This is a genomic window from Persicimonas caeni (assembly GCF_006517175.1).
GTDB lineage: Bacteria > Myxococcota_A > Bradymonadia > Bradymonadales > Bradymonadaceae > Persicimonas > Persicimonas caeni.
Genome location: NZ_CP041186.1, coordinates 3,130,939 through 3,155,952, shown reverse-complemented (window position 1 = coordinate 3,155,952; position 25,014 = coordinate 3,130,939). Strand labels below are relative to the sequence as shown.

Sequence of the window (25,014 nt, the reverse complement as noted above, 5' to 3'; positions counted from 1 at the left end):
GGGCTCACTCATTCGTCTCGAGTTGTTTGTTTCGCTGGGGTTGTACGGCGTCGTCGGTCGCCTGGGCGGTGTCGAAGACGACTTCATCGTCATCGTCAGCCAGCAAGTTGTCATAGGGCTCGACGAAGTAGATATCTTGTTCGGCGTTGTATTCGATGATCAATGCGCGCGAGCCACGCTTCAGCAGGCCTTCGGTCTCGCAGCGGATCGACACCAGCAGCCCTGCGCCGCCGTCGTCGACCTCGGCCTGCCCGAAGGTCTGGGTGACCGAGCCCGAGGTGACTTTGCACAGCTTGCCGACCAGAGTCTGGCCGCCGGTGTGCGTGTGAGTCTTGAAGATGCCCTTGAGCGGGTGGGTGAAGACCGAGGTGATCGGCAGGCTCAACACGAAGCTGACCACCACGATGCCCAGGCCGGCAAAGACGCTGGTGCCGAGCATCGGGCCCAGGTAGTAGACTGCCGCGAAGGACAAAAACCAGGCCGCCAGGGTGACGATGCTGCCGATGATGGTCACCGGCACGGTCCCCAGGCCGATGGCCGCCATCAACGAATGCATGATGCCTGCGCTGGGCCCGTCGGCGTCGACGTCGAAGTCACCGTCGACATCGGCGTCGACGTCGAGGTCCATGTCGATGTCGAAGTCGGTGTCGAGATCGATGTCGAGATCGAATAAGTCGATGTCGACCGCGCCGACGATGACCATCGTCCAGTACAGCAACACGCCGATGAGCATGCCCGAGAAGATGACCGTCGGGAAAGACAGTGCAATCTGGAGAAACTCTTCCATTCGTCGTCACTTACGAGCGTTGTAACGGGACGCACGCGGCTCGTGACCCTCGCTTCCAGTCGATGGTGTTATTACGAGGCTCATTTGTAGTTAATTTGGACGTATTTAACAACCGACGGTTTCGACGCCCATGAGTTCGGCCGCGATGAGAGAGCGCGGCAGCGGTCAGACGCGCTGGGCGCGGTATTCGGCGACGCGGGCCTCGTAGAGGCGGTGATGGGCGCCGATCGCCCAGCAGAGCCGCTCGCAATCCTCCCAGTCGAGCATGTCGGCGGCCTGCTCGGTGCGTGAGGCGAGCTCGCTGATGGCCATGGCGCCGGCCTGGGCGGCCGCGCCGGCCAAGGTGTGCGCGTTGCGGGCCAGGCGGCGCGCGTCGCGTTCGCTGAGCGCGTCGACCAGGTTGCCCATGAGCCGGTGGACGTCGCTGCGGAACATGTCGGTGACCTCGTCGATAAACTCGACGTCGTCCTCGAAGCGATCCACGAGCCCTTCGAGATCGAGCGCGGCGGGGAGGTCTCCCGGATCGAACTCCTCGGTCGACGAGTTTTCTCCCGACCACCGCTCGACCACGCTGCACAGGCATTGGTAGCGCACGGGTTTGGGAAGGTAGGCGTCCATGCCCGCTTCGCGGCAATGCTGCTCGATGCCTTCGACGGCCGCGGCGGTCAGGGCGACGATGGGCGTGTCGATGCCGCGCGCACGGATGCGCCGGGCGGTCTCGAAGCCGCTCAGGCCGGGCATCTGGCAGTCGAGCAGCACCACTCGGTGACGGTCGGGGTCGATGAGCTCGAGGGCCTGCTCGCCCGACTCGGCCAAGTCGGCGTTGTGGCCGGCGCGCTCGAGCATACGCACGGTGACCATCTGGCTGACGGGATCGTCCTCGACGACCAAGACGTGTGAGGGGGTGGAGTCGACCTCGGTCTCGGCATGGGCCTCGACGCTCTTTTCGATCTCGGCGGCGAATGCGTCGGGGTCGACGTCGACCGGTTCACTGGTCAACTCGGCGAAGCCGCCCTCGATGGCCGCGGCGACCGAGTCGAGCAGGATGCCCGGCCGAATCGGTCGCAGCAGGCGAGCCTCGAAATCTTTGCTCGGAAAGCTCGGGTGGGGACTCTCGTCGAGGTGGACCGGGCAGAGCAGAAGCAGGGGCGTGTGGCTGAGCGTCGGGTCGCTTTTGATCAGCCGGCCCAGCGTCGGCCCGTCGCCGCGTGTTAGCTGGCGGGCGATGAGCACCACGTCGAACGGGTCGTGTTGGGCGACGGCCTCGCGCATCAGGTCGAGCGCGTCGCCCGCCGCGTCCGCGCAGGTCACGCGCATGTCGGCATCCTGCAGGTACTCCTGCGAGATCCAGCGCTGGATGTGGTTCGGGTCGACCAGCAGCGCGCGGCGGCCGTGCAGATCGGCGGCCAACACAGGCAGGATCACGTTGCTCAGCCTGGCCAGCTCGACGGTGACTCGGAACCGGGTTCCCTCGTCCGGCTGGCTGTCGACCGCGATCTGGCCGCCCATCAGTTCGGTCAGTTGCTTGCAAATCGCCAGCCCCAGGCCGCTGCCTTGCTCGCGCCGGGAGATAGCCGTCGTGGCCTGCGAAAACGCTTCGAACAGCACGTCGTGCTCGTCGGGCGCGATGCCGATGCCGGTGTCTTCGACCGTGATCGTCACCTGCATGCGCTCGTCTTCGATGGGTTCGGCGGCCACCTCCACGAGCACGTGACCGTCGTCCGTGAACTTGATGGCGTTGCTCACCAGGTTGAGCACCACCTGGCGGATACGCCCGGCGTCGCCAAAGAAGTTGCGCGGCGCATCCGGGGGGAAGCGCAGCGCCAACTCCAAGCCTTTGGCTTCGGCCGGCATGGCCATCAGCTGAATCACGTCGCCCAGCACGTCGTGCAGATCGAACGGAATATGCTCCAACTCGGTCGAGGTGCGGGTGTGCCGCGAGAAGTCGAGCACGTCGTCGATGATATCACGCAGCACTTCGCCGGAGGCGCCGAGCACGTCGACCAGGTGCTTTTGGTCGGTGTCGAGATTCGTGTCCTTGAGAACCTCGGCAATGCCCAAGATGCCGTTGAGCGGAGTGCGAAGCTCGTGAGAAGCTTGCGCGATAAACTCGATCTGGGTGCGTAGCGCCTCGGAGACATCGGCTTTGAGGCGGTCGAGTTGGGTCTCGATTTCCTCGGCGGCGGTGATGTCGCGGCAGCACACGACCACCCCGCACACGTCGCCGTCCGTGTCGGTGCGCGGGGTGATGCGACTCGAGTAGGTCCGCCGGTGCTGCTCGATGGTGGTGTGGTAGAGCATCGCCGCGGGATCGCCGGTGCGAACGACCTCTCGAGCGCGAGCTTCGAGCGCCTGGCGAATCTGAGCGCCGTTTTCCATCTTGGCGAAATGCGCGGTGACATAGCTCGCGGGATTTCCACGGTCGGCATCGGTGCGCGCCGGACGATACGCCTCTTCGGGCCGGAGGTCTTGGTCGAGCAAGACGATCAGATCGTCGGGGGATCCGAGCGCCGAGGAGAGTTGCTTACAGCTCTCGACTGCCGCCGTAAACAGCGAGGATACCATGTGCTGCATGGACACTTCCCAAAGAACGTGGGGATTTGTTGCTGTGAAGATACGTGCGTGTACATGGGCTTCGCAACCCGTTTCTGTGTTTTTCGAGAAAATGCAACTCGAGCGGTCGTTGTTGCATCTAATTCACCCAAAGCGCATGGCCGGATAGTTCTGTTGCAATGTGGGCGGTTCCGACTACATTAGCTTCATTAAAGCCGAATGCTCGACATATACGCTTTGTGATGATGACTCGATTCTTTTGGGAATGCCCCGGTAGAGCGAGCGCCATCGGATAGGCTCCCTGTGTGGGCTACCGATGTGGATGACGTCGTGAACAGTAAAAGTACTTGGTTATGGCTCGAGAAAAGGCACTTGTCGCAGAAGACGATCCGACCAGCCGCGCCATCGTGGTCAAGACGTTGACCCGGGCGGGCTTCGATATCATCGAGGCGACCACGGGCGCTGAGGCCATCGAACTGTTCGACTCCACCGACCTCGACTTGGTGGTGCTCGACAACGTCATGCCCGAGGTCGACGGCGAGGAAGTCTGCCGCCACATCCGCGCCGAGTCGGACGTGCCGATTTTGTTCGTCTCCAAATTCGCCGACGACGTCGACCGAATCGTCGGCTTGGAATTGGGCGCCGACGATTATATCGCCAAGCCGTTCAATCCGCGCGAGCTGCTGGCGCGAGTCCGTGCCGTGATGCGCCGCTCGGCGCGAGACCAGCACAAACCCACCCCCCAACCGAGCGCCGACACCAACGAACTCGAAGTCGGCAAGCTTCGCCTCGATCTGCACGCCTACAAAGCCTTCTGGGGCGAGCACGCCATCGACTTCACCAAAACCGAGTTCGATCTGGTGAGCACGCTGGCACGCTGGCCGTCGCGCGTCTACACCCGCGAGGAGTTGGTGGCCCGCGCGTACGATGACAATGTCGTCGTCAGCGAGCGCACCATCGACAGCCACGTGCGTCGTATTCGAGAAAAATTTCGTGATTTCGACGTCGACCCGATCCGCACCGTGCGTGGTGTCGGCTTCCAGCTTGTCTGCGAATGACGCGCGTATTCTCCCCGCGGCGTTAACCCACCTTTTTGCGCGTTTTTTGCAAAGCCACTTGCACAACTGTCCAGAAATTATAGGATATCTAGTGGTTTAGCACCTTTCAGGCGCTGATGGAGTTTTTGGGGCCATTTGCGTCGCAATAGAAGTCCTTTGCCCTAGTTCTCTTCTATGGCTGACCTAACCTGTCTGGTGGTCGACGACGATCCGACCACGTTGACATTGGTGACTCGTACGCTCCAGCGCGCAGGAATCGAGACCGTCGAGGCAACGACGGGCGAAGACTGCCTGGAGGTGTTCGACTCCGATGCATTCGACATCGTCGTTCTCGACAATATTTTGCCGAATATGCGCGGCGAAGACATCTGCCGCTACATTCGGCAGCGCTCGGAAGTCCCGATTTTGTTCATGTCGAAGTTCGCCGACGAGATCGACCGCATTGTGGGCCTGGAGTTGGGGGCCGACGACTATATCAGCAAGCCGTTCAACCCGCGCGAGTTGCTCGCTCGAGTGCGCGCGGTGCTCCGGCGTACCGGTCGCTCGGGCACCGTCGAGGAGCCGGTAAGCGCCGAGCGCGCCGGTGACGAGGGGCTTATCGAGCTAGGCCCGCTGGTGCTCGATTTGAACCAGTATCAAGTGGTCTGGGCCGGTGAGGACGTCGAGCTGACCAAGACCGAGTTCGAGATCTTGCAGGTGCTGGCCAGCGCGCCCGGGCGAGTGTTTCCCCGCGCCGAGCTCATCGAGCAGGTCTACGAGGATACGGTCGTCAGCGAGCGCACCATCGACAGCCACGTGCGCCGAGTGCGCAAGAAGTTTCGGCGCTTCGACGTCGAGCTCATCCAGACGGTTCGCGGTGTGGGCTTCCAGATCAACTCGTTCGACGACCGAAGTGGGTCTTAGCAGTGTGTCTTAATGGAGCCCCCGGTCTTCATTACGATGGCGTCTCGTCCTCGGACTCGTCGATCACCGAGGTCAGCTCTCCGCTGATCAATCTTCCGAACAACTGACTCTCCTCGAAAAGCCAGCCGATATTGTAGCGCACGCGGTCCCAGTCGTGGGCGCGAATCGCCTGGCGAATCCGCTCGGCAGCCTGCGCGATGGTATCGGCGCCCACCTGTGAGGCGGCGCCTGCGAGGGTGTGGGCGTGGCGGTCGAGATCTTCGCTGCGGCGCAATTTGACCGCCTCGCGCATCAGATCCAGCCGCCGGGGCAGATCTTGGCAGAACGCATCGACGACCGCATCGACCAGGTCTTCCTCGTAGTCGAAGCGAGCCAGCAGGGCGTCGCGGTCGAAGACCACCGGCGGCTCGATACGGTCGCTGGCGGCCGACGAGGCTTCGTCCAACGTCTCGCCGCCGCACCATTCGAGCAGGGCCCGGGAGAGCTGGTCGCGGTTGACCGGTTTGAGCAGGAAGTCGTCCATCCCCGCCTCGATGCACGCCTGTCGGAACTCGGGCATCACGTTGGCGCTGAGCGCGAGGATCGGCTGGTGTGTGGTGCGCTCGGTGTCGAGCCCACGGATTCGCCGGGTCGCCTCGATGCCCGTAAACGTGGGCAACTGACAATCCATCAAGATGAGATCGAACTCGCTGGCTTGTGCTGCGGCCACCGCGTCGGGGCCGTCGGGCGCGTGGGTGACCGCGCAGCGTAAGGTCTCGAGCATGCGCGTGACCACGGTGCAGTTGATGGGGTCGTCTTCGACCAAAAGCACGCGTCGCGGTCGGTTGACCCGTTTGATGCGCGGGTCGGTCACGGGCCGCGTGCGACAGTAGCGCAGGTTGCGATCGTGGACCGTCTCGTCATGGTCCTGGCGGCGGCTCAACGCCGCGCCGACGGTGTCGAGCAGGTGGTGGATGTGCAGTGGCTGCTCGAGGCTCGGGGTGTCGTGATCGCCTGCGGCGCGTTGGCGGCGGTGGTCGAGCAAGATCAGCGCCGGTGGGTCCGCTTGACGCCGGGAGAGTTCCTCGCGCAGCGATTGGGCGCTGCGTTGCTCGTCGACGAGCAGGGCGTCGAAGGGCGCGGCACAGAGCACGTCGAGTTTGGCGAGGGCCTCTTCGACGGAGGCGAAGCTGTGGACGCTCGCGCCGGCGTAGCGCAGGTAGTCTTCGGTGAGCTTGCGCACCGCCACGCACTCGTGGACCACCAGGAGCCGCTGGTCGTTGAGCGACGTGTGCAGCACATCGCCCGTTGCCTCCTCGAATCGCGGCAGATCGAGCTCGAGCCAGAAGGTCGAGCCAGAGCCTACGGTGCTGTCGACGCCGATCGTGCCGCCCATCGATTCGACGAAGTGTCGGCAGATGGCCAGCCCCAGCCCGGTGCCGGGGCGATGCTGGCCAGGAAGCTGGGTGAACGCCTCGAAGAGGCGATCTTGGTCGAGGGGCGGGATGCCCACGCCGGTGTCACAGACTTCCACGCGCACCTTGCTGCTGGCGCCCACCGGCTCGGAGACGTCGACGCGCACGCACACGTATCCCTCGTCGGTAAACTTGATGGCGTTGCCGATCAGGTTCAGCGCCACTTGGCGTAACTTGCGCGCGTCCCCCACGAAGGTGCGCGGGGCGTCGGGCGGGTAATGGACGGCCAGATCGAGGCCGGCGTTGGCGGCGTTGGCCATCAACATCTTGGCCGCGCCGAACAGCACCTCGTACAGATCGAAGGGGCCGCTTTGGTGGTCGAGCTTGCCCTCTTCGCCGCGGGTGAAATCGAGCACCTCGTTGATGATCGACAACAGGGTGTGACCCGAGGCGGCGATGATGTCGCAATACTCGTGCTGCTCCTCGGTCAGCGGGCTGCGCGTCATCAATTCGGTGATGCCCAAGATCCCGCTCAGCGGCGTGCGCAGCTCGTGGCTCATGCGCGCGACGAACTCGCTCTTGGCGGCCACGGCGGCCTCGGCCTCCCTTTTGGCCTGGCGCAATTGACCCTCGGCGCGTTTGTCGTCGGTGACGTCGTGCCACTGCCACAGGTGCGCGCCCTCGCCGCTGGTGTCGGTCAGCGGGCGATAGATGCACTCGAGGACACGCCCGTCGCCCATGGAGAAGGTGTGGCGGGCGGGTTTGCGCTCGCGCCGGCGCTGGGCGAACCAGGCGACGGCGGTGTCGGGCTCGGCAAAGCGGGGGGCTAGAATCTCGCGGCATTTTTCGATTGGAAGGCCGGCGAGATCGTCGGTGTCGTAGTCGACGGCGAACAGTTCGATGAGGGTGCGGTTGAGCTGCTCGACTTGGCCGCGGTCATCTTCGACGAGCAAGCCCACCGAGACATTTTCGACCAGCGTCGACAGGCGTCGGCGGGTCAGATCGAGCGCCTGGCGCTTTTCAATCGTACTGGTGACATCTTGCAACGAGCCGTGCCACACCCGCCCCGACGCGTTGTTTTCGGCCACTGAGGTCGCCCGAATCCAGCGCCACGGCTGGTCCTCGCCGGCCCGAAAGCGGAATGTTTGGTCGAACGTCTCGCCCGTATGGCAAGAGTGGGCGACGGCGTCGGAGAAATCCTCCCAGTCGTTCGGGTCCACGCGCGCAGCCAGCCAGTCGAGGTCGAACTCGCGCATCATGGTCGCGGCGTCGACGCCGAGAACGCGCTCGACCGGCTCGGTCACAAAGGGGATGTGCGCCCGGTCGTCGAGTCGTTGAAACTGGTAGAGCGCCACCGGCGCGTGCGCCGCACTGCGCTCGAGCGCGCGGTGGTCGACGGCGGGTGAATGCGTGGGGTCGTTGGGCTTTGCCATGATTCACGTGGAGCTGGCGGAGAGCGGGGCTGGCCAACTCAATCTTGAATCATTTAGGCGCTTTCGACCACTAAAAAGTTCGAGGCGCACGCCGACCGGCCTCGATGGTCCGGTCGGCGTGCGGTGTGGCAGGTCATTCGGGGACCGGGATACCCTGCTCGCGATAGGTGCGAATCTTGTTGCGGATGGTGCGCACGCTGACTCCCAGGGCGCGGGCGGTCTGGGTGCGGTTGCCGTTGAACCGCGCCAGGGCGTTGAGGATGACCTCGCGCTGAACGTCGTCGAGCGGGTCGTCACCGGCGCGGATGGTCACCGTGTGCTCGGGACCGTCGCTCTGGCGGTAGGAGGCCAGACACTCGACGTTGGTCTCGAACATCAGGTGCTCGACGTCGACCATGTCCGAGCGACCGGCCATGATCACGGCGCGCTGCAGGATATTGAGCAGCTCGCGCACGTTGCCCGGGTAGGTGTAGCTCTGCAGTTTGCGCATCGCGTCTTGGGTCAACCCGCGCAGGCCCGGGTGGGTGGTCGCGGCGATCCTACCCAGGTGGTAGCGCACCAGCGGCGCGATGTCGTCGGGACGCTCGCGCAGCGGCGTCATGCGCAGCGGAAAGACGTTGAGGCGGTAGTACAGGTCGGCGCGAAACTCGCCGTCGTCGACGTAAGCCTTCAGGTCCCGGTTGGTCGTGGCGATGATGCGGATGTCGACCGGATGCTCCTTGGTGCCGCCCACGCGGCGCACCTTGCGCTCCTGGATGACGCGCAGCAACTTCGCCTGCAGCTCCAAGGGCATCTCGGTGACCTCGTCGAGCAGCAGCGTGCCGCCGTCTGCGCGCTCGAACACTCCCTTATGATCTTTATGGGCGCCGCTAAACGCACCTTTGTTGTGGCCGAACAGCTCCGATTCGAGCAGTGACGGCGGCAGCGCCGCGCAGTTGATCGCCACGAACGGCTTGTCGGCGCGCGGCGACTCGCGGTGGATGAACCGGGCCATGACCTCTTTGCCCACGCCCGATTCGCCGCGCAACAGCACCGTGGACGGCGTGCGCGCCACGCTTTCGGCGAGGCAGAGCAACTTTTCGGTCTTGTCGTCCCCATAGACCATCACAGGATACGAATCATCCCATTGGTGGAAACGAGTCAGACGGACAATCGGACGCTCGTCTTCGAAGACCTCGGAGACCTCGAGTCCAAGGGCGGACGACCATTCTTCGAGTGATGCTGACATGTTCGACTCCTACGCAAAATGGGTAGCGTTGGCCTCCGGTTTCTGTCCCCCGAGAGGCTCTAAGCAACATATGTAAGTTTAGCTTAAGTGCCTGCGTAGACAATCTTATTTGCGTGAAGAATGGGGGGCGAATGGCCGCCGAAATCGTGCAATTTGAGGGGCTTCGTGCAGATTTCGTGCAGCCTTTCCCCAATGTGTGCCAGAACGGCAGAGACCGTGCACGCTCGTGCACGAAAGGCAGTTGCACGAGCGCGCGGCGAGTGGTGTTCGTTGGAGTGGTAGGGAGGCGTATGAGGACCTAGGAGCGGTCCTGGGTGGCGATGGTGTCTTCGTCGAGCGAGAAGCCCGGCTCGCTGAGAGGTTCGGTGTCCGGCTCGGCGTTGGGCAGCGTCATGGTCATCGTTGTGCCCTCGCCGACCTGTGACTCGACCTTCAGCTCGCCGTCGTGCTCGACGACGATCTGACGGCATACCGACAGGCCCAGACCGGTGCCGCGGTCGTCGGATTTGGTGGTGAAGTACGGCTCGAAGATCGAGCCGAGGTCGGACTGGGGAATGCCCACCCCGTTGTCGGTGACTTTGCACCAGACGCCCCCGTGGGTGTCGGTGCCCAGGCTGACGTGGACGCGGCCGGGACGGGTGCCGTGGTCGTCGATGGCGTCGACGGCGTTGAGGCACAGGTTGATGAGCACCTGCTCGAGCTGGCCGGCCTTCCCGGTAATTTTGAGCGGGGTGGGGTGCAGGTCGAGCTGCAGTTGGACGGTCTTGAGCTTGCCGGTCAGCTCCAGGCGCTCGATGGTGCGCCGGACCAGCTCGCGCAGGTCGAGCGTCTCGGTGTGGTGGCGTTGGGGCCGGCCCATATTGAGCAGTTGGCGCCCGTGCATGGTCAGCCGCTTGGCGACCCAGTTGAGGTCCTCGAGGTCTTCGGCGCTGGGCGGACGCTCTTTTTGCGCGCATTGCTCGAGGGCGTGGACCAGGGAGTTGAACACCGCCGCCATGTTGTTGAGCTCGTGTCCCACGCCGCTGGCCATGGTGCCCAGGGTAGCCAATCGCTCGGTGTGCAGCAGTTGGTGCGAGATCTTGTCGACCTCGCGGCGCACCAGCTCGTGGTCGGCCGTGATCATGCGATACTGGGCGACCGCATCTTCGACGGCGTGGCGCAGCACGGCCGGGCGGCACGGTTTGGTTAAAAATCGAAAGATCTGGCCCTGGTTGATCGCGGCGATGGCGTCGTCGATGTCGGAGTAGCCGGTCAGCAGAATGCGCACGGTGTCGGGGGCGAGCACACGCGCCTGGGCGAAAAACGCCGCCCCGTTCATGTACGGCATGCGCATATCCGAGATGACCACCGCAAAGGGCCCGCGCTGGTTGATGATTTCGAGGGCCTGCTCGCCACCTTCGGCCACCTCGACCTCGTATTCGCGGCGAAGGTGTAGGCGCAGCCCGGCGAGCACGCGCGGCTCGTCGTCGACACACAGCACGCGGGGGCGCACCAAACTCGAAGTGATCATGATCGCGTCTCCATCGATTGAACGGAAATCTGGGCGCGCACCGATGCGGTCAATTCGTGGGCGTCGGGCAGGCCCAGGCGCTCGAGGCAGTACAGGCGCGGAGCTTCGTAGACCGGCTCGCTGCCGTCATGGGCAGGCAAAACGTTGGCGATGACGCGGTGGGCGACGTGGACCGCGGCGATCAACTCGGCGTGGGTCGAGGCGCTGATCGACGGGTCGCTGCACTCGGCGACCGTCTCGACGATGGCGGCGGGCAGCCCCCACAGACCGAGCAAGTAGGCGCCCAGGCGAAAATGGTCGAGCTCGGGCTCTTTGCGCCGGGCGATCAACCCGCCGCCGGCGCTCGGGGCGTCTGCTCGTGCCGGGCGCTCGAGCGACTCGATGTCTTCGCCGCGCGCGGCCAGAAGCAAGGTGCCGACCTGGTGGAGCATGCCGGCCAAAAAGGCCTGCTCGGCCAACTCCGGCGAGCTGACCAGCTTGCGCGCCACCTTGGCGGTCATGCGCGAGTGGCGCCGTACGCTCTCGATGATCGCGTTGGCCTGCTGCGAGCCGTGGGCGACCAGCCGGTAGGCCTCCTCGGAGAGCACGAGGTCACGCACCACCGCCGGGCCGAGGTAGCGGATCGCGTCGCCCACCGTGGTGACCTCGCGGGCCAGGCCGAAAAAGGCCGAGTTGACCAGCCGCAGGATCTGGGCGCACAGCGAGACGTCCTCGCTGATCACGTCGGCCACCTGCTGCATCGAGGCGTTCGGGTTGGCCAGGGTGCACACCAGCTTCGAGTAGATCGACGGGACCATCGGCAAGCCGTCGGCGCCGCTGACCAGCCGCCGGCACGCCTCGGTGCCCAGGGCTTCGTGCACTTGGCTGGCGCGCTCGATGGCCTGGCGCACCTGTCGCGGGGAGGCCGGCTTGGCCAGCGCCTGGTGGGCGACCGCGCTCGACTGCAGGATGCGGTGCAACTCGACCTCGCCCGAGAAGACGATGCGGATCGAGTCCGGGTGCAGTTGGCGGGCCGACTCGAGCAGTTGGACTCCGTCGAGACGCGGCAGCGCCAGCTCGGTGACCAGCACGTCGACGGTGTCGGTCTCCAGCAGCTCCAGCGCCGATTCGCCGTCGGAGGCAAACGACAGGTTCCAGCGGTAGCTGTCGCGGTGCAGCACCTGCTCGATCGCCTCGAGCGCGCGTTGCTCGGCGTCGACGAAGAGAATGTGTTTGGTATGGCTCATTGCTTTGGCAAGTTGGGGTCGATGGGCTGGCGGCCCGCCTGATCAGACGAGCGGCAGTCGCACTGTAAAGGTCGTTCCCTCGCCCATGGTCGACTCGAAGCTCAACTGGCCTCCGTGGCCATCGACGACGGTCGCCCACGCGATCGCCAGTCCCTGACCGGTCCCTTTGCCGACGGGCTTGGTGGTGAAAAAGGGGTCGAATATCCGGTCTTGGGTCTCGGGGGAGATGCCCGAGCCGTTGTCCTCGATGGTGACCACGGCCTCGTTCGCCTCCTGCCAGCACGACACCTTGATGGTGCCCATCTGGCCCGAGCCCTCGAAGCGCTCGGCGATGGCGTCGGTGGCGTTGATGATCAGGTTCAAGAAGACCTGGTTGAGCTCGGTCACGTAGCACGGCACGTGGGGGACCGGCTCGAGGTCCAGCTCGAGCTCGGCCACGTACTTGTAGTGGTTGCGCGACACGGTGGCCGCGTTGGTCAGCGAGCGGTGCAGGTCGGCCGGGTTCTTGGCGTGCTGATTGGCCCGCGGGGCGAAGTCCTTGAGGGCGCGCACCAAATCGGAGACCTGCTCGAGGCCTTCGACGGCCCGGCGCAACGCACCGGGGGCCGACTCCAAAAAGTAGTCGAGGTCGTGATTGCGGCTGATGTGCTTCCAGTGGCGGCGCACCTCCGGGCCGTCGACCATCTCGTCGAGCAACTCCTGATGCGAGCTGAACAACTCGGCGAAGGCCTCGAACGCCTCCTGCAAAAAGAAGACGCTGTCGCTGACGAATTGCACCGGGGTGTTGATCTCGTGGGCGACGCCGCTGGCCAGTTGGCCGACGGCTTCGAGCGCGCGGGCCTGGTGCATCGGCGGCATGGCCGGGACGGGCGCCTCGCCGACCTCCTCCAGCGTGGGGGCGGTCTCCGAGTACGCGGCTTCATCGGTCGAGTCGTGGCCGACAAAGGCCGGCGCCGGCTGTCGCTGCGTATCCTTGGTGTCGAACGCCTCGTCCGCCTCGCCGGTTTGATGATTTCGGTCGACCTCGGTGTCGTTCTCGCCGAGCTCGGCGCCGTGGCCGGCCTGCGACGAGCAACACCATTTCTCGATGAGCCGCCGGGCAGTCTGCGCCTCGCTGGCCGCCTCCGGGGACGACTCGATGGCGAAGACGCGGTTGGACCACTGCAGTTGCTCGAGCGCCATGCACCACTCGGCGCCGATGCGCTTGACGGCCACCAGCACCAGAAACGACGCCTCGACCGTCAGAGCGTTGGCCATCAGGTGGACGGCCTGAAAGCTGGGCATGGAGTCGCCGTCGATGAAGAGCAGCGCCCACTGATCGGCGCTCGCGTTCAACGTTTCACGCAGTTTGGGCTGCTCGTCGAGGTGGACGAACTCCAGGTGGGATTGCTGGTCACACTGCCGGGCGTCGGGCGCCGGCGAGCGAAAGTTGCGCTCGAGGCGCTCGCAGGTGTCGCGGTCACCGATCGTCAATACGCGGGCACGAGTGGTCAGCAATTGACCGCAGCCGTGGGCCTCAGCTCGTTTACACAGGCTCGTCATGATTCAGTCCGACAGGTTCCAGCGGTACACGGATTGGGCTCCTAGCTCGTCGAGCTGGCGCTGCTCGCGGGCGCGGTCTTCGCTGCGGCGCATCGCCGCCAGTCGCTCTTCGAGGCGCTCTTGCTGTTTGAGCACCATCGCCAGCTCCATCTGGTGCTCGCGCGCCTCTTCGAGCTGGCCGTACTGGCGGCTGAGCTCGCGTCGCTGCATCTCGACCTGCCGGTCGAACGAGTCCATCTGGCGGTGGAGCAAAGTCATCTCACGCTGAGGCACGCCGCTCTCGAATTGCGCGCGCACCTGCTGGCGGAAGTCGTCGCGCTGGCTGATCAGTTGGTCGAGCTTCTGCTCGGCCTGCTCGACCGCCTGGCGGGCGCGGCTGACGGCGCGAACCGCGTCGGCCATCTCGGTGTCGCGCACGCGGCGGAGTAATTCGATCGATCGGGAGTTCATGTGTGTCTGGGGCGAAGACCCTTGAAATCGTCCGCGTTCGACTCGGTCGGCGCGGGGCACTCGTTGACGTGCCGAACAACTAGCAAGGGGTGTGCCAACGGCTGGAGTCGTGAGGTCGTGGCGTCGTGAGGTCGTGGGTCTTGGCGCCAGGCGCGATCCCTACCCACCCGGCAAAAAATCCACCTTCGGATCCGGCACAATTTTCCGAGTAGGCCTTCTACGGGGTGTGCGAGCGGAGCACGAACTTTGTTTTCGGGCTGGTACGGAGTTTGCTCCAACTCGGGCCCGGAACTGTTTGATTGTCTGCCTCAGGAGAGAGAGACGCAGTCGTGGACATCGCAACCATCATTGGCCTGGTGGCCGCCTTCGGCCTCATCATCGGTAGTATTCTCACCGGCGGTTCGCTGACCTCCTTCTTGGACGTGCCCAGCATGATGATCGTGGTCGGCGGTACGTTCGGCGTCGGCTTGATCAGCTTCCCGATGGCCCGGGTGCTCTCGGCCATGAAGGTCGCCATCAACGTATTTCGCTACGAGGTGCCCGACATCAGCGAGCAGAACACCCAGATCATCGAGTTCGCCGACACGGCGCGCAAAGAAGGGATCTTGTCGCTCGAAGGCAGCCTGTCGAGCATCGAGGACGACTTCATGAAGCGCGGCGTGCAGCTTCTGGTCGACGGCATCGAGCCCGAGAAGATCGAAGACCTGATGTACGACGAGCTCGAGGGCATGGAGACTCGCCACGGCACGGGCGCCCAGATCTTCGAGACCTTCGCCTCCTCGGCGCCCGCACTCGGTCTGGTCGGTACGCTCATCGGTCTGGTCAACATGCTCCAGAACATGGAAGACCCCTCGGCGATCGGCCCCGCGATGGCCGTCGCCCTTCTGACCACCTTCTACGGCGCGCTTCTGGCCAACGTCGTGTTCACCCCCGTGGCCGGCAAATTGCGCATTCGCCACCAAGAGGAGCTGCAGGCCAAGGCGCTCGTCGTCAAGGGCTTGATGGGCATCGCCCGCGGCGAGAACCCGCGCATCCTGGCCCAGCAACTCGAAGTCGAGCTTCCGCCCTCCCAACGCAGTGACAACGGCTGAGCCAGATCATGGGACGACGCAGAAAGAAAAAAGAGGACGAGCCGAAAAGCGACGAGTTCATCGTGCTCTTTACGGCGCTGTCGATGATCCTGTTGGCCTTCTTCATCATGCTCAACAGCCTGGCGACCATCGACGAGGCCCGAAGCCGCATCGTGCTCAACTCGTTGATCGGTACTTTCGGCGTGCTCCCCGGCTTCAAGCAGGGGGAGTTCGGCCCCGAGATGCCCCACAAGAAGAAGTCACGCAAGCAGCCCCAAAACCTCAAACGCCGCGTGCAGGCCCTGCTCGAGATTCACGACCTGCAGGGCGCCAACGTCGCCGAGCGCAGCGACGGCCGGGTGGTAATTCGCTTCGAGAGCCGGCTCCTATTCGCCTCGGGCAGCCAGCGCATCAACCCGCGAAGCTTTCCGCAGCTCGACGGGCTGGCCGATCTCATCGTGCGCGTGGGCTTTCCGGTACGCGTCGAGGGGCACACCGACGTGGTCCCCAGCTCGGGGCCGCAGTCGAATTGGTACCTGTCGGCCGCGCGCGCCGCGGCGGTGTACCGCTACCTGCACCACGCCGCCGGGGTGCCCGCCGACATGTTGACCGCCGCCGGCTACGGCGCCACTCGCCCGTTGCGCACCGGTGAGACCCAGCAGCGCCGCGTCGAGGTCGTCTTCTTGCCGCCGGTGCGCAAGGGAGGTTCGTGATGGGCCGACGTGACAAACGTGGAGGCTCGAAGCCGTCGGGGCCGACCGGCGATCCCAACGCGTGGATGTCGACGTTCTCCGACCTGTTGATGCTCATGCTCACCTTCTTCGTGCTGCTGCTGACCATGTCGAGCCTCGACGACCAGCAGATTCGTCAGGCGATGCGTGACGGTCTGATGGTCGATCCCCAGCAGAGCGAGTCGGCGATGGTCTCCACGCGCGAGCTCATCGCGGGCACGCCCATGAACGAGGCGGTCGAAGAGCTGCGCAAGGAGCTAAACATGCCCGTCAAACAGCGCTCCAAGAAGAAGGTCGAGTCGCTGGTCTCCGCGCTCTTCAAGGCCACCGGCCTCGAAGGGCGGGCGTGGGTCGAGCACCGGCCCGAGGGCATCCACATCAACGTCGACGGGCAGATCTCCTTCAAAGAGGGGAGCGACGAGTTGCAGCCGGCCGCCCAGCGCTTCTTGCGCCAACTGGTCAGTCTGGTTGGCCCGCCGCAGTTCAACGTCGCCGTGGAGACCTACGCCAAGGGCGGCGAGTCCTTCAAGGAGGTCGAAGCGGGCTGGGACCTGGCGCTTCGCCGCGCCGACGGAGTCGCCCGCTTCCTGTTGCAGCGCGGCATCGAGCCCGACCGGCTGCGCATCATGGGCTTTGGCCACGAGGCCGGCCGCCGCGAGAAGCGCTTTTTGCGCCAGAGCAATCTACTGCGAATGAGTATCTTGACCGGCCCTCCGGCCGCCGAACCGACTTCTTCAACGCCTCAGGGGGCACCGAAATGAGTAAGGATAACGAGCAGGAAAACGTCGAGGGCGCCGAAGAGGCCGCCGAGGCCTCCGGGGGCGGATCGAACAAAGGCGTCATCATCGCCGTGGTCGCCGCCATCTTGGTGTCGAACGCGGGCTTGGCGGCCTTCTTCTTCTTCATGGGCCCCTCGCTGATGGGAGGAGCTCAGGCCGCCAACCCACCCGAAGCGGCCGCCGAGCCGGCCGAAGCGGAGGTCGAGGCAGCTCCGAGCGCCACGCCGGGCCCCCTGGTTCCCCTCGACCCCTTCGTGGTCAACCTCAACGAGCCGGGCGAGCCGCGCTACTTGCGCGTGAGCATCACCCTGGAGGCGACCGACAAAGACGCCGTCACCAAGATCGACGAGGTCAAGGTGCGCCTGCGCGACGCCTACTTGAGCAAGCTGTCGGCGTATACCACCGCCGAGTTGCGCTCGCCGGAGGACAAAGCCCGGCTGCGCGAGGCGCTCATCGAGGAGGCCAAGAAAGTGGTCTCGCCGCGCGCCGTCCAGCAGCTGTATTTCACTGACTTCATGATGCAGTGAGCGGGAGCCCGTCGTGGATCTTTCATTCGAACCCTTAGATGGCGAGGCTCCAGAGGAGCTTCCCGCCGACTCCAGCCTCTCGCTGCCCGAGTCGATCGAGCCTCCTGTCGAAGAGGTCGAGGAGGCGGCGCCGCTGGTCGAGAACCTGCCCCACCACGTCGAGGAGCGTGAGCACCGAGCGTTCAACCTGACCGGCGAGCGCCGCGTCGAGCGCAGCCGGCTGCCCACCCTCGAGCTCATCGACGCGCGGGTGGCCGAATACTTGGCCATCGAGCTGTCCCACGTGCTCAACGTCGAGACCCACGTCGAGGCGCGCGCCGACGGCATGGAGCCGTGGGGCGAGCTGCTCGACAAGCTCGAATCGCCGGGGTGCTACAACCTGGTCGAGTTCGAGACCCTCGACGGCTACGGCATGGTCTCCATCGAGATGAAGTTGTTGTTCGGCCTGCTCGAGCGCCTCTTCGGCGGCGCCGGCCTGAGCGGGGGCGCGGACGCCGCGCCGCCCAAGCGCGAGCGCTTCTCGGCCATCGAGCTGCGTTTGATCCGCCGGCTGGTGCGCATCTTCGGCCGCGCCGTCGAAGAGGCGTGGCGCCCGGTGGTGCCCGTGGCGATGCGTCACCTGCGCGTGGACACCTCGCCATCGAATATCGCCTTTACCAGCCCGTCGGCCTGGGTGCTGGCGTCGACCTTCAACATCGACCTCGGCTCGCAGAGCGGGTCGATGAGCTTCGCGCTGCCCTTCGAACTTCTTGCTGACTACCGCGAGCTATTCGCCTCGGGGCGCTACCAGCGAAGCGAGCGCGACGACCACGACTGGCAGCAGACGCTCAAGCAACGTGCCTCGGGCCTCCCCGTCGAGCTCATCGGCGAGTTGGGCCGCACCAATATCACCCTTCGCCAACTCGCCTCGCTCAAGGCCGGCGACGTGCTGCGCCTGGACCAGTCGGCCAGCGAGCCGGTGTGCGTGAGCATCGAGGGCCGGCCCAAGTACCGCGCCCAGATCTCGGTGAGCCACGGCAACCTGGCCGTCGAATTGACCTCCCTACACGAAGCTTCCTGATCCTGAGGATATTGCCATGCAAGACGAGATGAACCCGGCCAACAACGCTTTCGATCCCTCGGGACAAGGTTCGGCACAGAACATGCAGTCTGACCAGGCAGGGCTGGATAACCAGCGCCTGGTCGACGGGCAGCACGACCTGCCCGGCCTCGAGTTTCTGGGAGATATCCCCCTCGAGGTGACCGTCGAGTTGGGCCGAAGCCGCAAGACCCTCGCCGAGATATTGTCGTTGGGTCCCTCATCGATGATCGAGCTGTCGAAGGCGGCCACCGAGCCGCTGGACGTACGCGTCAACGGCGTGCTCATCGCCCGCGGTGAGGCGGTCGTGGTCAACGAACGCTTCGGCATTCGACTGACCGCGGTCATCGATACCGACGAAGTGATTGAGAGCCTCAAGAAGGGTTGAGGCTCGCTGGAGCCGAAAATGAACCTGCGAATTTTGATGATGATGGCCACCGTGTTGGTGATGGCGGCGAGCGCCGTACCTGCCAGCGCGAAGGAACCGGCAAAAAACTCGGAGCCACGGGCGGAAAAAGATGCCGCCCAGCCCGATCATGCCGCCGCTGACAAGCCGGCTGCTGACAAACCGGCCGCTGACAAACCGGCCGCTGACAAGGTGGCGGCCGACCCGCCCGCCGACCCATCACCATCCGACGAGCAAGCCGAGGACGCCGACGCCTACCGCGCCTTGCTCGAGCAGGGCGCCGGCCAACCCGTAGGGGACGGCGAGGTCCAAAAGCCCGCCACCCCGGCCGGCGAAGTCCCGATGTCGTCGTTCTGGATCCTCTTCGGCGGCGCCGGGTTGATCGCGCTGGGCGGCTGGGCCTACCAGAAATACCGCACCGGCCAGACCCCGAACGCGCTCGTCGAGATGGAGCACGTTCGCAGCATGAAGCTGGGGACCAAGCACCAGCTGACGATCGTCGAGGTCGAGGGGCGTCGGCTCCTGCTCGGCCTCTCCGACGGCCACATGCAAGTACTCGCCGAGCTCGACGCAGTTCCCGCAGCCCGCAGCTCCACTGCACTCGGCTCCACCGCACTGAGCTCCACCGCACTAGGCCAGGCAGCCTCCCGCCAGAGCGACGAAGATACCTGGCAGGCGATGCTCCAAGAGGCGATCGACTCCGGACCCAGGCCCGAGGGACACGACGGGCTCTTCCGACGCACCGACGCCGACCGAAGCTCCCGGAGCACCCGAAATACCCGAAATACCCGAAGCTCTCGCGATGAGGCCCGCAGCGAGCTGCGCCGCGCCTCGCGCGCCAACCTCGAATCGGACAGCGTGGTCTGCGGCCTCGAGTCGCTCAAGAGCCAGGCCGGCATCAAGAACTGGGAGCGGTCGTGAACCCGATTCACCACTTTTATCTGCTCCTGAGCGCCGTCGTCATCGCGGTCTGCTTGCTCCTGGTCCCCGTCGCGGCGAGCGCGCAGGGCGCCCCGGCCAACGCGGCCGCCGCCACAGGCGCGCAGACCATCGACACCAACGCCGTCGACACAGGCAACGCCAGCATCGGCGTGCGCATCGACCTGGGCGAGAGCGATGGGCGCCTGGTGCCCGTGCTCAAGATCATCTTCTTGCTGCTCGGGCTCACCCTGTTGCCCGCGCTCTTGGTCAGCGTCACAAGCTTTACGCGCATCGTCGTGGTCCTCGGCTTCCTCAAGCAGGCGCTGGGCACCCAGGCGCTGCCGCCAAGCCAGGTGCTCATCGGCCTGAGCCTCTTTTTGTGCCTCTTTACGATGAGCCCGGTCATCTCGGACATCAACGAGCAGGCCATCGAGCCGTACCGCGCCGGCCAACTGACCGACCAACAGGCCATCGACGCGGGCGTGCAGCCCCTTCGCCGGTTCATGTCGCGCCACACCCGGCCCAAAGACCTGCGCCTCTTCGTCAGCATGACGCAGTCGCAGCGGCCCAAGAGCTTCGACGAGGTGAGCACCCTGGTGCTCGTGCCCGCGTTCATGCTCAGCGAGCTTCGCACCGCCTTCATCATGGGCGCGCTGCTCTATATCCCGTTCATCGTCATCGACGTGGTCGTCGCCTCGGTGCTCATGGCCATGGGCATGATGATGGTGCCCCCGGTCATGGTCTCGCTGCCCATCAAACTCTTGCTCTTCGTGCTCGCCGACGGCTGGAACCTGGTCATCGGCAGCCTGGCGCGAAGCATCGTGGGAGGTTGAGATGAGTCCCGAGTGGGTCAGTGAATTGGCGCGTCAGGCCATGTGGGTCGCCGTGCTCTTGGGGGGCCCGTTCATGGCCGCCGCCCTGGCGATCGGCCTGGTTGTCAGCATTCTGCAGGCGGCCACCCAGATCAACGAGATGACGCTCACCTTCGTGCCCAAAATCGTGGGCATCGGGGCAGTGTTGTGGGGGCTTAGCGGCTGGCTGTTGCAGCATTGGCTGACCTTCGCCCAAGAGATCATCGGCTCCATCGAAACGGTAGGACAGCTGCCGTGAACGAGCTGAGCGCGCTCCTATTTGCCGCCGACGGCTACATACTGGGCGGCGCGGCGGTCATGATGCGCCTGCTGGGCGTCTTGTCGGGCACGCCGCTGGGCACCAACTCGGCGGTGCCGCCGAGGGTGCGCGCGCTCTTGGCCCTGCACCTGACCCTGGTGATGTGCTGGGCGCTCGGCTTCCCCCACCTCCCCCCGGAAGCAGGCATCGCCGCCTGGCTGGCCGTGCTCGCCCCCGAGTTCATCCTCGGCCTGGCGATGGGGCTTATGGTGCGCGTGATCATGGCCTTCGCCACCGGCATGGGCCAGATGGCCAGCTACTCGATGGGCCTGGGCTTCGCGAGCTTCGTCGACCCGTCGACCGGCGCGAGCACCACCGTCATCAGCCGCATCCTCAAGGTCATCGGCCTCCTGGTCTTCTTCGCCGTCGACGCCCACCTACACATCATCAGCGCGGTCTTCGACACCTTCCGCATGCTCCCGCCGGGCAGCGTGGCCATGACCACGGTCTCGCGTCTCGACATGGCCCACCTGGGCTCGCAGTTCTTCTCGGTCAGCCTGCGCCTGGCCGCCCCAGTCATGGCCGCCGGCCTGATGGTCTACGTCGTCTTGGCCGTCATGGCCAAGGTCGCCCCGCAGATGAACCTCTTTGCGTTCGGCTTCGCGCTGACCATCCCCGCCGGCATGATCATGCTCTACTTCACCATGCCGTCGTTCGCCGCGTTGATGAGTGACCAGCTCTTGGACGTGGCCAATCAGATGCGCATGCTCGTGGCAAACTAAGTACTTTCCTCCTCCTCGGTCCTCCTCGGTCCTCCCCTGCGCTACGCTTCGCTTCGCGCAGGGGAGGAAGATGTTGCTTCAACGCACCCCGTACAGAGATCGATAGAGCAACGTCTTCCTCTCCACCCGTAGCGAAGCGGAGGGAAGGAGAGGACCGAGGAGAGGCCCCCCTCTCCACCCGTAGCGAAGCGAAGGGAAGGAGAGGGATCGAGGGAGAGGACGACACCGGCTTGGCCCACCCCTTGCACCACTCCTCACCATGAGCGAGTCCGGCCAAGAAAAAACAGAACAAGCCACACCCCAGCGCAAACGACAATTCCGCGAACGCGGTGAAGTCGCCAAGAGCCAGGAGCTCGCCGCCGGCGTCATGCTCGTAGCCAGCGCGGCGGCGCTGTGGGTCGGCTCGACGCTGGCCAGCGGTCCCATCTCGGCGGCCCTGAGCGGCGTGTGGGCGCGGCTCGACGAGTCGGAGAACTTCATCAGCAGCCCCGAGGTCGTCTTCTCGGGCCTCGTCGAGGCGGTCGTCGCCCCGTTGGTGCCCGTCTTCGGGGTGATGTGCGTGGCCGCCATCGCCGCCCACATGATGCAGACCGGCCCGCTTTTGAGCGGCAAACCGCTCGAGCCCAAGCTCGAGAAGCTCGACCCCATCAAGGGCTTCAAAAAGAAGTTTCTGTCCAAGGACACCGTCGCCCAGCTCATCAAGACGCTGGCGAAGGTCGTGGTCATCGGCCTGGTGGCCGCCCTGGCGCTGACCGCCTTCGCGCCGGCCCCCGGGCAACTGCTGCACATGCACCCGGCAGAATTTGCCCGCTACTTCGAGAAAATTTCCGTCTACCCGCTCTTTGCCGCCGCTTTGACCATGGTCCTTCTGGGCATCGCCGACTTCTTTTGGCAGCGCCATCAGATGAACGAAAAGATGAAGATGACCAAGCAGGAGGCCAAGCAAGAGCACAAGCAAAGCGAGGGCGACCCGCTCATCAAGAGCCGGCGCCGCCAGCAGCACCGCGGCCTGCTCGACGCCAACCGGCTCATCGAGGCGGTGCCCGAGGCCGATGTCATCATCAACAACCCCACCCACGTCTCCGTGGCGCTGCGCTACGATCCCGACTTCGGCGTGCCCATGGTGGTCGCCAAAGGACTCGACCACAAGGCGCTGCGTATCCGCGAAATCGCCACCGAAAACGACGTGCCGATGGTCACCCAACCTCCGTTGGCACGCACACTGCATAGACACGTAGAAGTCGGGGAGCCAATCCCCGAAAACTTCTACCGCGCGGTGGCCGAAGTTCTGGCCTACGTCTGGAAGAAAAAGAAGCGCTAACCCGCAAGGGTGACGAAACGAGAAACGAAGTACACGAGATAAGCAAACGATGAGTTCGGCCACCAAATCCAGCACGCAGATGAGCCTGACCGAGAGGCTCCAGGGCGCCAAGAGCGCTCCGCTGATGTTCGTGCTGCTCAGCGTCATCGCGCTGATGGTGCTGCCGCTGCCGCCGGTGCTGCTCGACCTTTTGTTGTCGGTCAACATCACCGTGGCGGTGCTCATCCTGCTCACCGCCGTCTTCGTCAACCGGCCGCTCGAGTTCTCAGTGCTGCCGGCGCTGCTGCTCATCTCCACGCTCTTTCGCCTGGGCCTGAACGTCGCCTCGACCCGGCTCATCTTGCTGGGCGCGGCCGAGGGCAAGGCCAACGCCGGGCGCATCATCGAGACCTTCGGCCACTTCGTGGTCGGCGGCAACAGCATCATCGGCATCATCGTCTTCCTGATCTTGGTGCTCATCAACTTCATGGTCATCACCAAGGGCGCCGGGCGCATCGCCGAGGTCGCCGCGCGCTTCACCCTCGACGCGCTGCCCGGCAAGCAGATGGCCATCGACGCCGAGCTCGCCGCGGGCACGTTGACCGAAGAGGACGCGCGCCAAAAGCGCAGCGACGTCGAGCGCGAGTCCGACTTCTACGGGGCGATGGACGGCGCCTCCAAGTTCGTGCGCGGCGACGCCATCGCCGGCCTGATCATCACCGCCATCAACATCATGGGCGGCCTGCTCATCGCCGTCTTCCAGGGCGGCATGGCCTTCGGTGACGCCGCGCAGACCTACACCGTGCTCACGGTGGGCGACGGCCTGGTCAGCCAGATTCCGGCGTTGCTCATCTCGACGGCCACCGGCGTGGTCGTCACCCGCGCGGCCAGCGCGGCCGAGCTGGGCGACGAGCTCACCGGTCAGCTCCTGGGCGACCAGCGCGTGTTGTTCGGCGCCTCGGTCACCCTCTTTTTGCTGGGGCTGGTCCCCGGCATGCCCTTCATGATCTTTGCGACGATGGCCGGCGCCATTGGCTGGCTCGGCTGGCGCGTCTCGCAGGCGGCCGACGAGACCGTCGAGCTGGACGACGCCGACGAAAAGAAGGACGAGAAGGCCGAGCCCGAGCTCGACGAGCTGCTGCGCGTCGAGACCCTCGCCCTCGAGATCGGCTTCGGGCTGGTCAAGGTCGTCGACGAGGCCTCCGGCGGCTCCTTGCTCAAGCGCCTCGTGCAGGTGCGCCGCCAATACGCCTCCGACCTGGGCATCATCGTCCCGTCGATTCATATCCGCGACAACCTGCAGATGGCGCCCGGCGCCTATCGCCTGTTGCTCAAGGGCGTGCCCATTGCCTCGGCCGAGCTTCGCCAGAACAAGCTCATGGCCATCAACCCCGGCTTCGTCACCCAGCGCATCGACGGCGAGCCCACCAAGGACCCGACCTTCGGGCTCGACGCGGTGTGGGTCGACGAGAGCCAGCGCCACCGCGCCGAGGCCGCCGGCTACACCGTGGTCGACCACGAGGCGGTGATCACCACCCACGTCACCGAGGTCATCCGTCAGCACGCCGCCGAGCTGTTTGGCTGGGAAGACCTCGAGGATCGCCTCGAAGAGATCAAGCTGCAGGCCCCGCGCCTGGTCGAGGAACTCGTCGGCGAGCGCCTCAGCTTCGGCAAGCTGCTCAACGTCTTGCGCCGCCTGCTCAGCGAGGGCGTCTCCATCCGAGACCTGCGCTCGGTGCTCGAGGCGTTGGCCGAAAGCGCGCACCCCGACACCTCGGTCAACGCCCTGACCGACCAGGTCCGCGCGCGGCTGGCTCGCCAGATTTCGGCCCAGCTGACCGACGAGAACGGCACGCTGCACGCCGCGCTGCTCGACCGCCCCCTCGAAGACAAGCTTCGCCAGTGCCTGGTCAAGCAGCAGGGCGAGCCGGTGCTCGCCTGCGACCTGGTCACCGCGCAGGGGCTGTTCGGCGCCATCGAGGAGGCGCTGGGCAAATTCGCCGTCAAAGACGCCGAGCCGGTCATCCTGGCTCCGCCCGATTTGCGCGGCCCCCTGGAGCAGTTTTTGGCCCAGTTTTTCCCGGATATTCAGGTGCTTTGCCACCGCGAGGTGGTCCCGAGCGCCGAGCTGGTCAGCGTGGCTCAATTGAGCCTGCCCGCCGGCGAACTCGAAGGCGCCCAGCAAGCCCAGATTCAATGACGCACGATGCAACAAGACGCATGACC

22 protein-coding genes are annotated in these 25,014 nt (G+C 65.1%); 14 read left to right on the top strand and 8 right to left on the bottom strand.

The window, feature by feature from the left end; all coding sequences use genetic code 11:
• Positions 1-4: 4 nt before the first annotated feature.
• Positions 5-787, bottom strand: a complete 783-nt coding sequence (locus tag FIV42_RS11685; protein WP_168210574.1) for an OB-fold-containig protein — start codon at positions 785-787, stop codon at positions 5-7.
• Between the two features lie 165 nt (positions 788-952).
• Positions 953-3,361, bottom strand: a complete 2,409-nt coding sequence (locus tag FIV42_RS11675) for an ATP-binding protein (protein ID WP_141197859.1) — start codon at positions 3,359-3,361, stop codon at positions 953-955.
• Positions 3,362-3,693: 332 nt separating this feature from the next.
• Here FIV42_RS11675 and FIV42_RS11670 point away from each other — a divergent pair, with 332 nt between their 5' ends.
• Positions 3,694-4,398, top strand: coding sequence for a response regulator transcription factor (locus tag FIV42_RS11670; RefSeq protein WP_141197858.1), 705 nt, complete (start codon positions 3,694-3,696; stop codon positions 4,396-4,398).
• Between the two features lie 174 nt (positions 4,399-4,572).
• Positions 4,573-5,301 carry a response regulator transcription factor gene (locus FIV42_RS11665; RefSeq protein ID WP_141197857.1) on the top strand — a complete coding sequence of 243 codons (729 nt, stop codon included), beginning with the start codon at positions 4,573-4,575 and terminating at the stop codon, positions 5,299-5,301.
• Positions 5,302-5,332: 31 nt separating this feature from the next.
• Here FIV42_RS11665 and FIV42_RS11660 read toward each other — a convergent pair whose 3' ends face one another.
• The 6 genes from FIV42_RS11660 to fliJ all read right to left on the bottom strand — a co-directional run bounded on the left by FIV42_RS11660 (position 5,333) and on the right by fliJ (position 14,084).
• Positions 5,333-8,128, bottom strand: a complete 2,796-nt coding sequence (locus tag FIV42_RS11660; protein WP_141197856.1) for a response regulator — start codon at positions 8,126-8,128, stop codon at positions 5,333-5,335.
• Between the two features lie 133 nt (positions 8,129-8,261).
• Positions 8,262-9,356: a sigma-54 interaction domain-containing protein gene (locus tag FIV42_RS11655; RefSeq protein ID WP_141197855.1), complete on the bottom strand. Its 1,095-nt coding sequence runs from the start codon at positions 9,354-9,356 to the stop codon at positions 8,262-8,264.
• A gap of 298 nt (positions 9,357-9,654) precedes the next feature.
• Positions 9,655-10,866, bottom strand: a complete 1,212-nt coding sequence (locus FIV42_RS11650) for a sensor histidine kinase (protein WP_141197854.1) — start codon at positions 10,864-10,866, stop codon at positions 9,655-9,657.
• Positions 10,863-12,092: an HDOD domain-containing protein gene (locus FIV42_RS11645; protein ID WP_141197853.1), complete on the bottom strand. Its 1,230-nt coding sequence runs from the start codon at positions 12,090-12,092 to the stop codon at positions 10,863-10,865. The genes FIV42_RS11650 and FIV42_RS11645 overlap by 4 nt, the downstream gene beginning before the upstream one ends.
• Positions 12,093-12,134: 42 nt before the next feature.
• A complete protein-coding gene (locus tag FIV42_RS11640) occupies positions 12,135-13,634 on the bottom strand; it encodes a sensor histidine kinase (protein ID WP_141197852.1) in 1,500 nt (499 codons plus the stop codon).
• A gap of 3 nt (positions 13,635-13,637) precedes the next feature.
• A complete protein-coding gene (fliJ, locus tag FIV42_RS11635; protein ID WP_141197851.1) occupies positions 13,638-14,084 on the bottom strand; it encodes a flagellar export protein FliJ in 447 nt (148 codons plus the stop codon).
• Positions 14,085-14,413: 329 nt separating this feature from the next.
• Between fliJ and FIV42_RS11630 the strand changes: the two genes are divergently transcribed.
• From FIV42_RS11630 to flhA, 12 genes are all read left to right on the top strand, one after another.
• On the top strand, positions 14,414-15,175 hold the full coding sequence (locus FIV42_RS11630) for a motility protein A (RefSeq protein WP_141197850.1): 762 nt from the start codon (positions 14,414-14,416) through the stop codon (positions 15,173-15,175).
• Between the two features lie 8 nt (positions 15,176-15,183).
• A complete protein-coding gene (locus FIV42_RS11625; protein WP_141197849.1) occupies positions 15,184-15,867 on the top strand; it encodes an OmpA family protein in 684 nt (227 codons plus the stop codon).
• Positions 15,867-16,646 carry an OmpA/MotB family protein gene (locus FIV42_RS11620; RefSeq protein WP_141197848.1) on the top strand — a complete coding sequence of 260 codons (780 nt, stop codon included), beginning with the start codon at positions 15,867-15,869 and terminating at the stop codon, positions 16,644-16,646. Before FIV42_RS11625 ends, FIV42_RS11620 begins: the two co-directional genes overlap by 1 nt.
• Positions 16,643-17,191, top strand: a complete 549-nt coding sequence (locus tag FIV42_RS11615) for a flagellar basal body-associated FliL family protein (protein WP_141197847.1) — start codon at positions 16,643-16,645, stop codon at positions 17,189-17,191. The genes FIV42_RS11620 and FIV42_RS11615 overlap by 4 nt, the downstream gene beginning before the upstream one ends.
• Positions 17,192-17,204: 13 nt before the next feature.
• Entirely contained in the window at positions 17,205-18,251 is a 1,047-nt protein-coding gene (locus FIV42_RS11610) for a flagellar motor switch protein FliM (RefSeq protein ID WP_141197846.1), read from the top strand.
• A gap of 16 nt (positions 18,252-18,267) precedes the next feature.
• A complete protein-coding gene (fliN, locus tag FIV42_RS11605; RefSeq protein ID WP_222615437.1) occupies positions 18,268-18,657 on the top strand; it encodes a flagellar motor switch protein FliN in 390 nt (129 codons plus the stop codon).
• A gap of 18 nt (positions 18,658-18,675) precedes the next feature.
• Entirely contained in the window at positions 18,676-19,596 is a 921-nt protein-coding gene (locus tag FIV42_RS11600; protein ID WP_141197845.1) for a flagellar biosynthetic protein FliO, read from the top strand.
• Positions 19,593-20,429, top strand: a complete 837-nt coding sequence (gene fliP, locus FIV42_RS11595) for a flagellar type III secretion system pore protein FliP (RefSeq protein ID WP_222615436.1) — start codon at positions 19,593-19,595, stop codon at positions 20,427-20,429. The genes FIV42_RS11600 and fliP overlap by 4 nt, the downstream gene beginning before the upstream one ends.
• A gap of 1 nt (position 20,430) precedes the next feature.
• A complete protein-coding gene (locus FIV42_RS11590) occupies positions 20,431-20,706 on the top strand; it encodes a flagellar biosynthetic protein FliQ (RefSeq protein WP_141197844.1) in 276 nt (91 codons plus the stop codon).
• The gene (gene fliR, locus FIV42_RS11585; RefSeq protein WP_141197843.1) at positions 20,703-21,488 is read left to right on the top strand and encodes a flagellar biosynthetic protein FliR; all 786 of its coding nucleotides are present in this window, start codon (positions 20,703-20,705) and stop codon (positions 21,486-21,488) included. Before FIV42_RS11590 ends, fliR begins: the two co-directional genes overlap by 4 nt.
• A 259-nt stretch (positions 21,489-21,747) precedes the next feature.
• Positions 21,748-22,809 carry a flagellar biosynthesis protein FlhB gene (gene flhB, locus FIV42_RS11580; RefSeq protein WP_141197842.1) on the top strand — a complete coding sequence of 354 codons (1,062 nt, stop codon included), beginning with the start codon at positions 21,748-21,750 and terminating at the stop codon, positions 22,807-22,809.
• 49 nt (positions 22,810-22,858) lie between these two features.
• Positions 22,859-24,988 (top strand): flagellar biosynthesis protein FlhA, encoded by a 2,130-nt coding sequence (gene flhA / locus FIV42_RS11575; protein ID WP_141197841.1) that lies wholly within the window; start codon positions 22,859-22,861, stop codon positions 24,986-24,988.
• Positions 24,989-25,014: the final 26 nt, after the last annotated feature.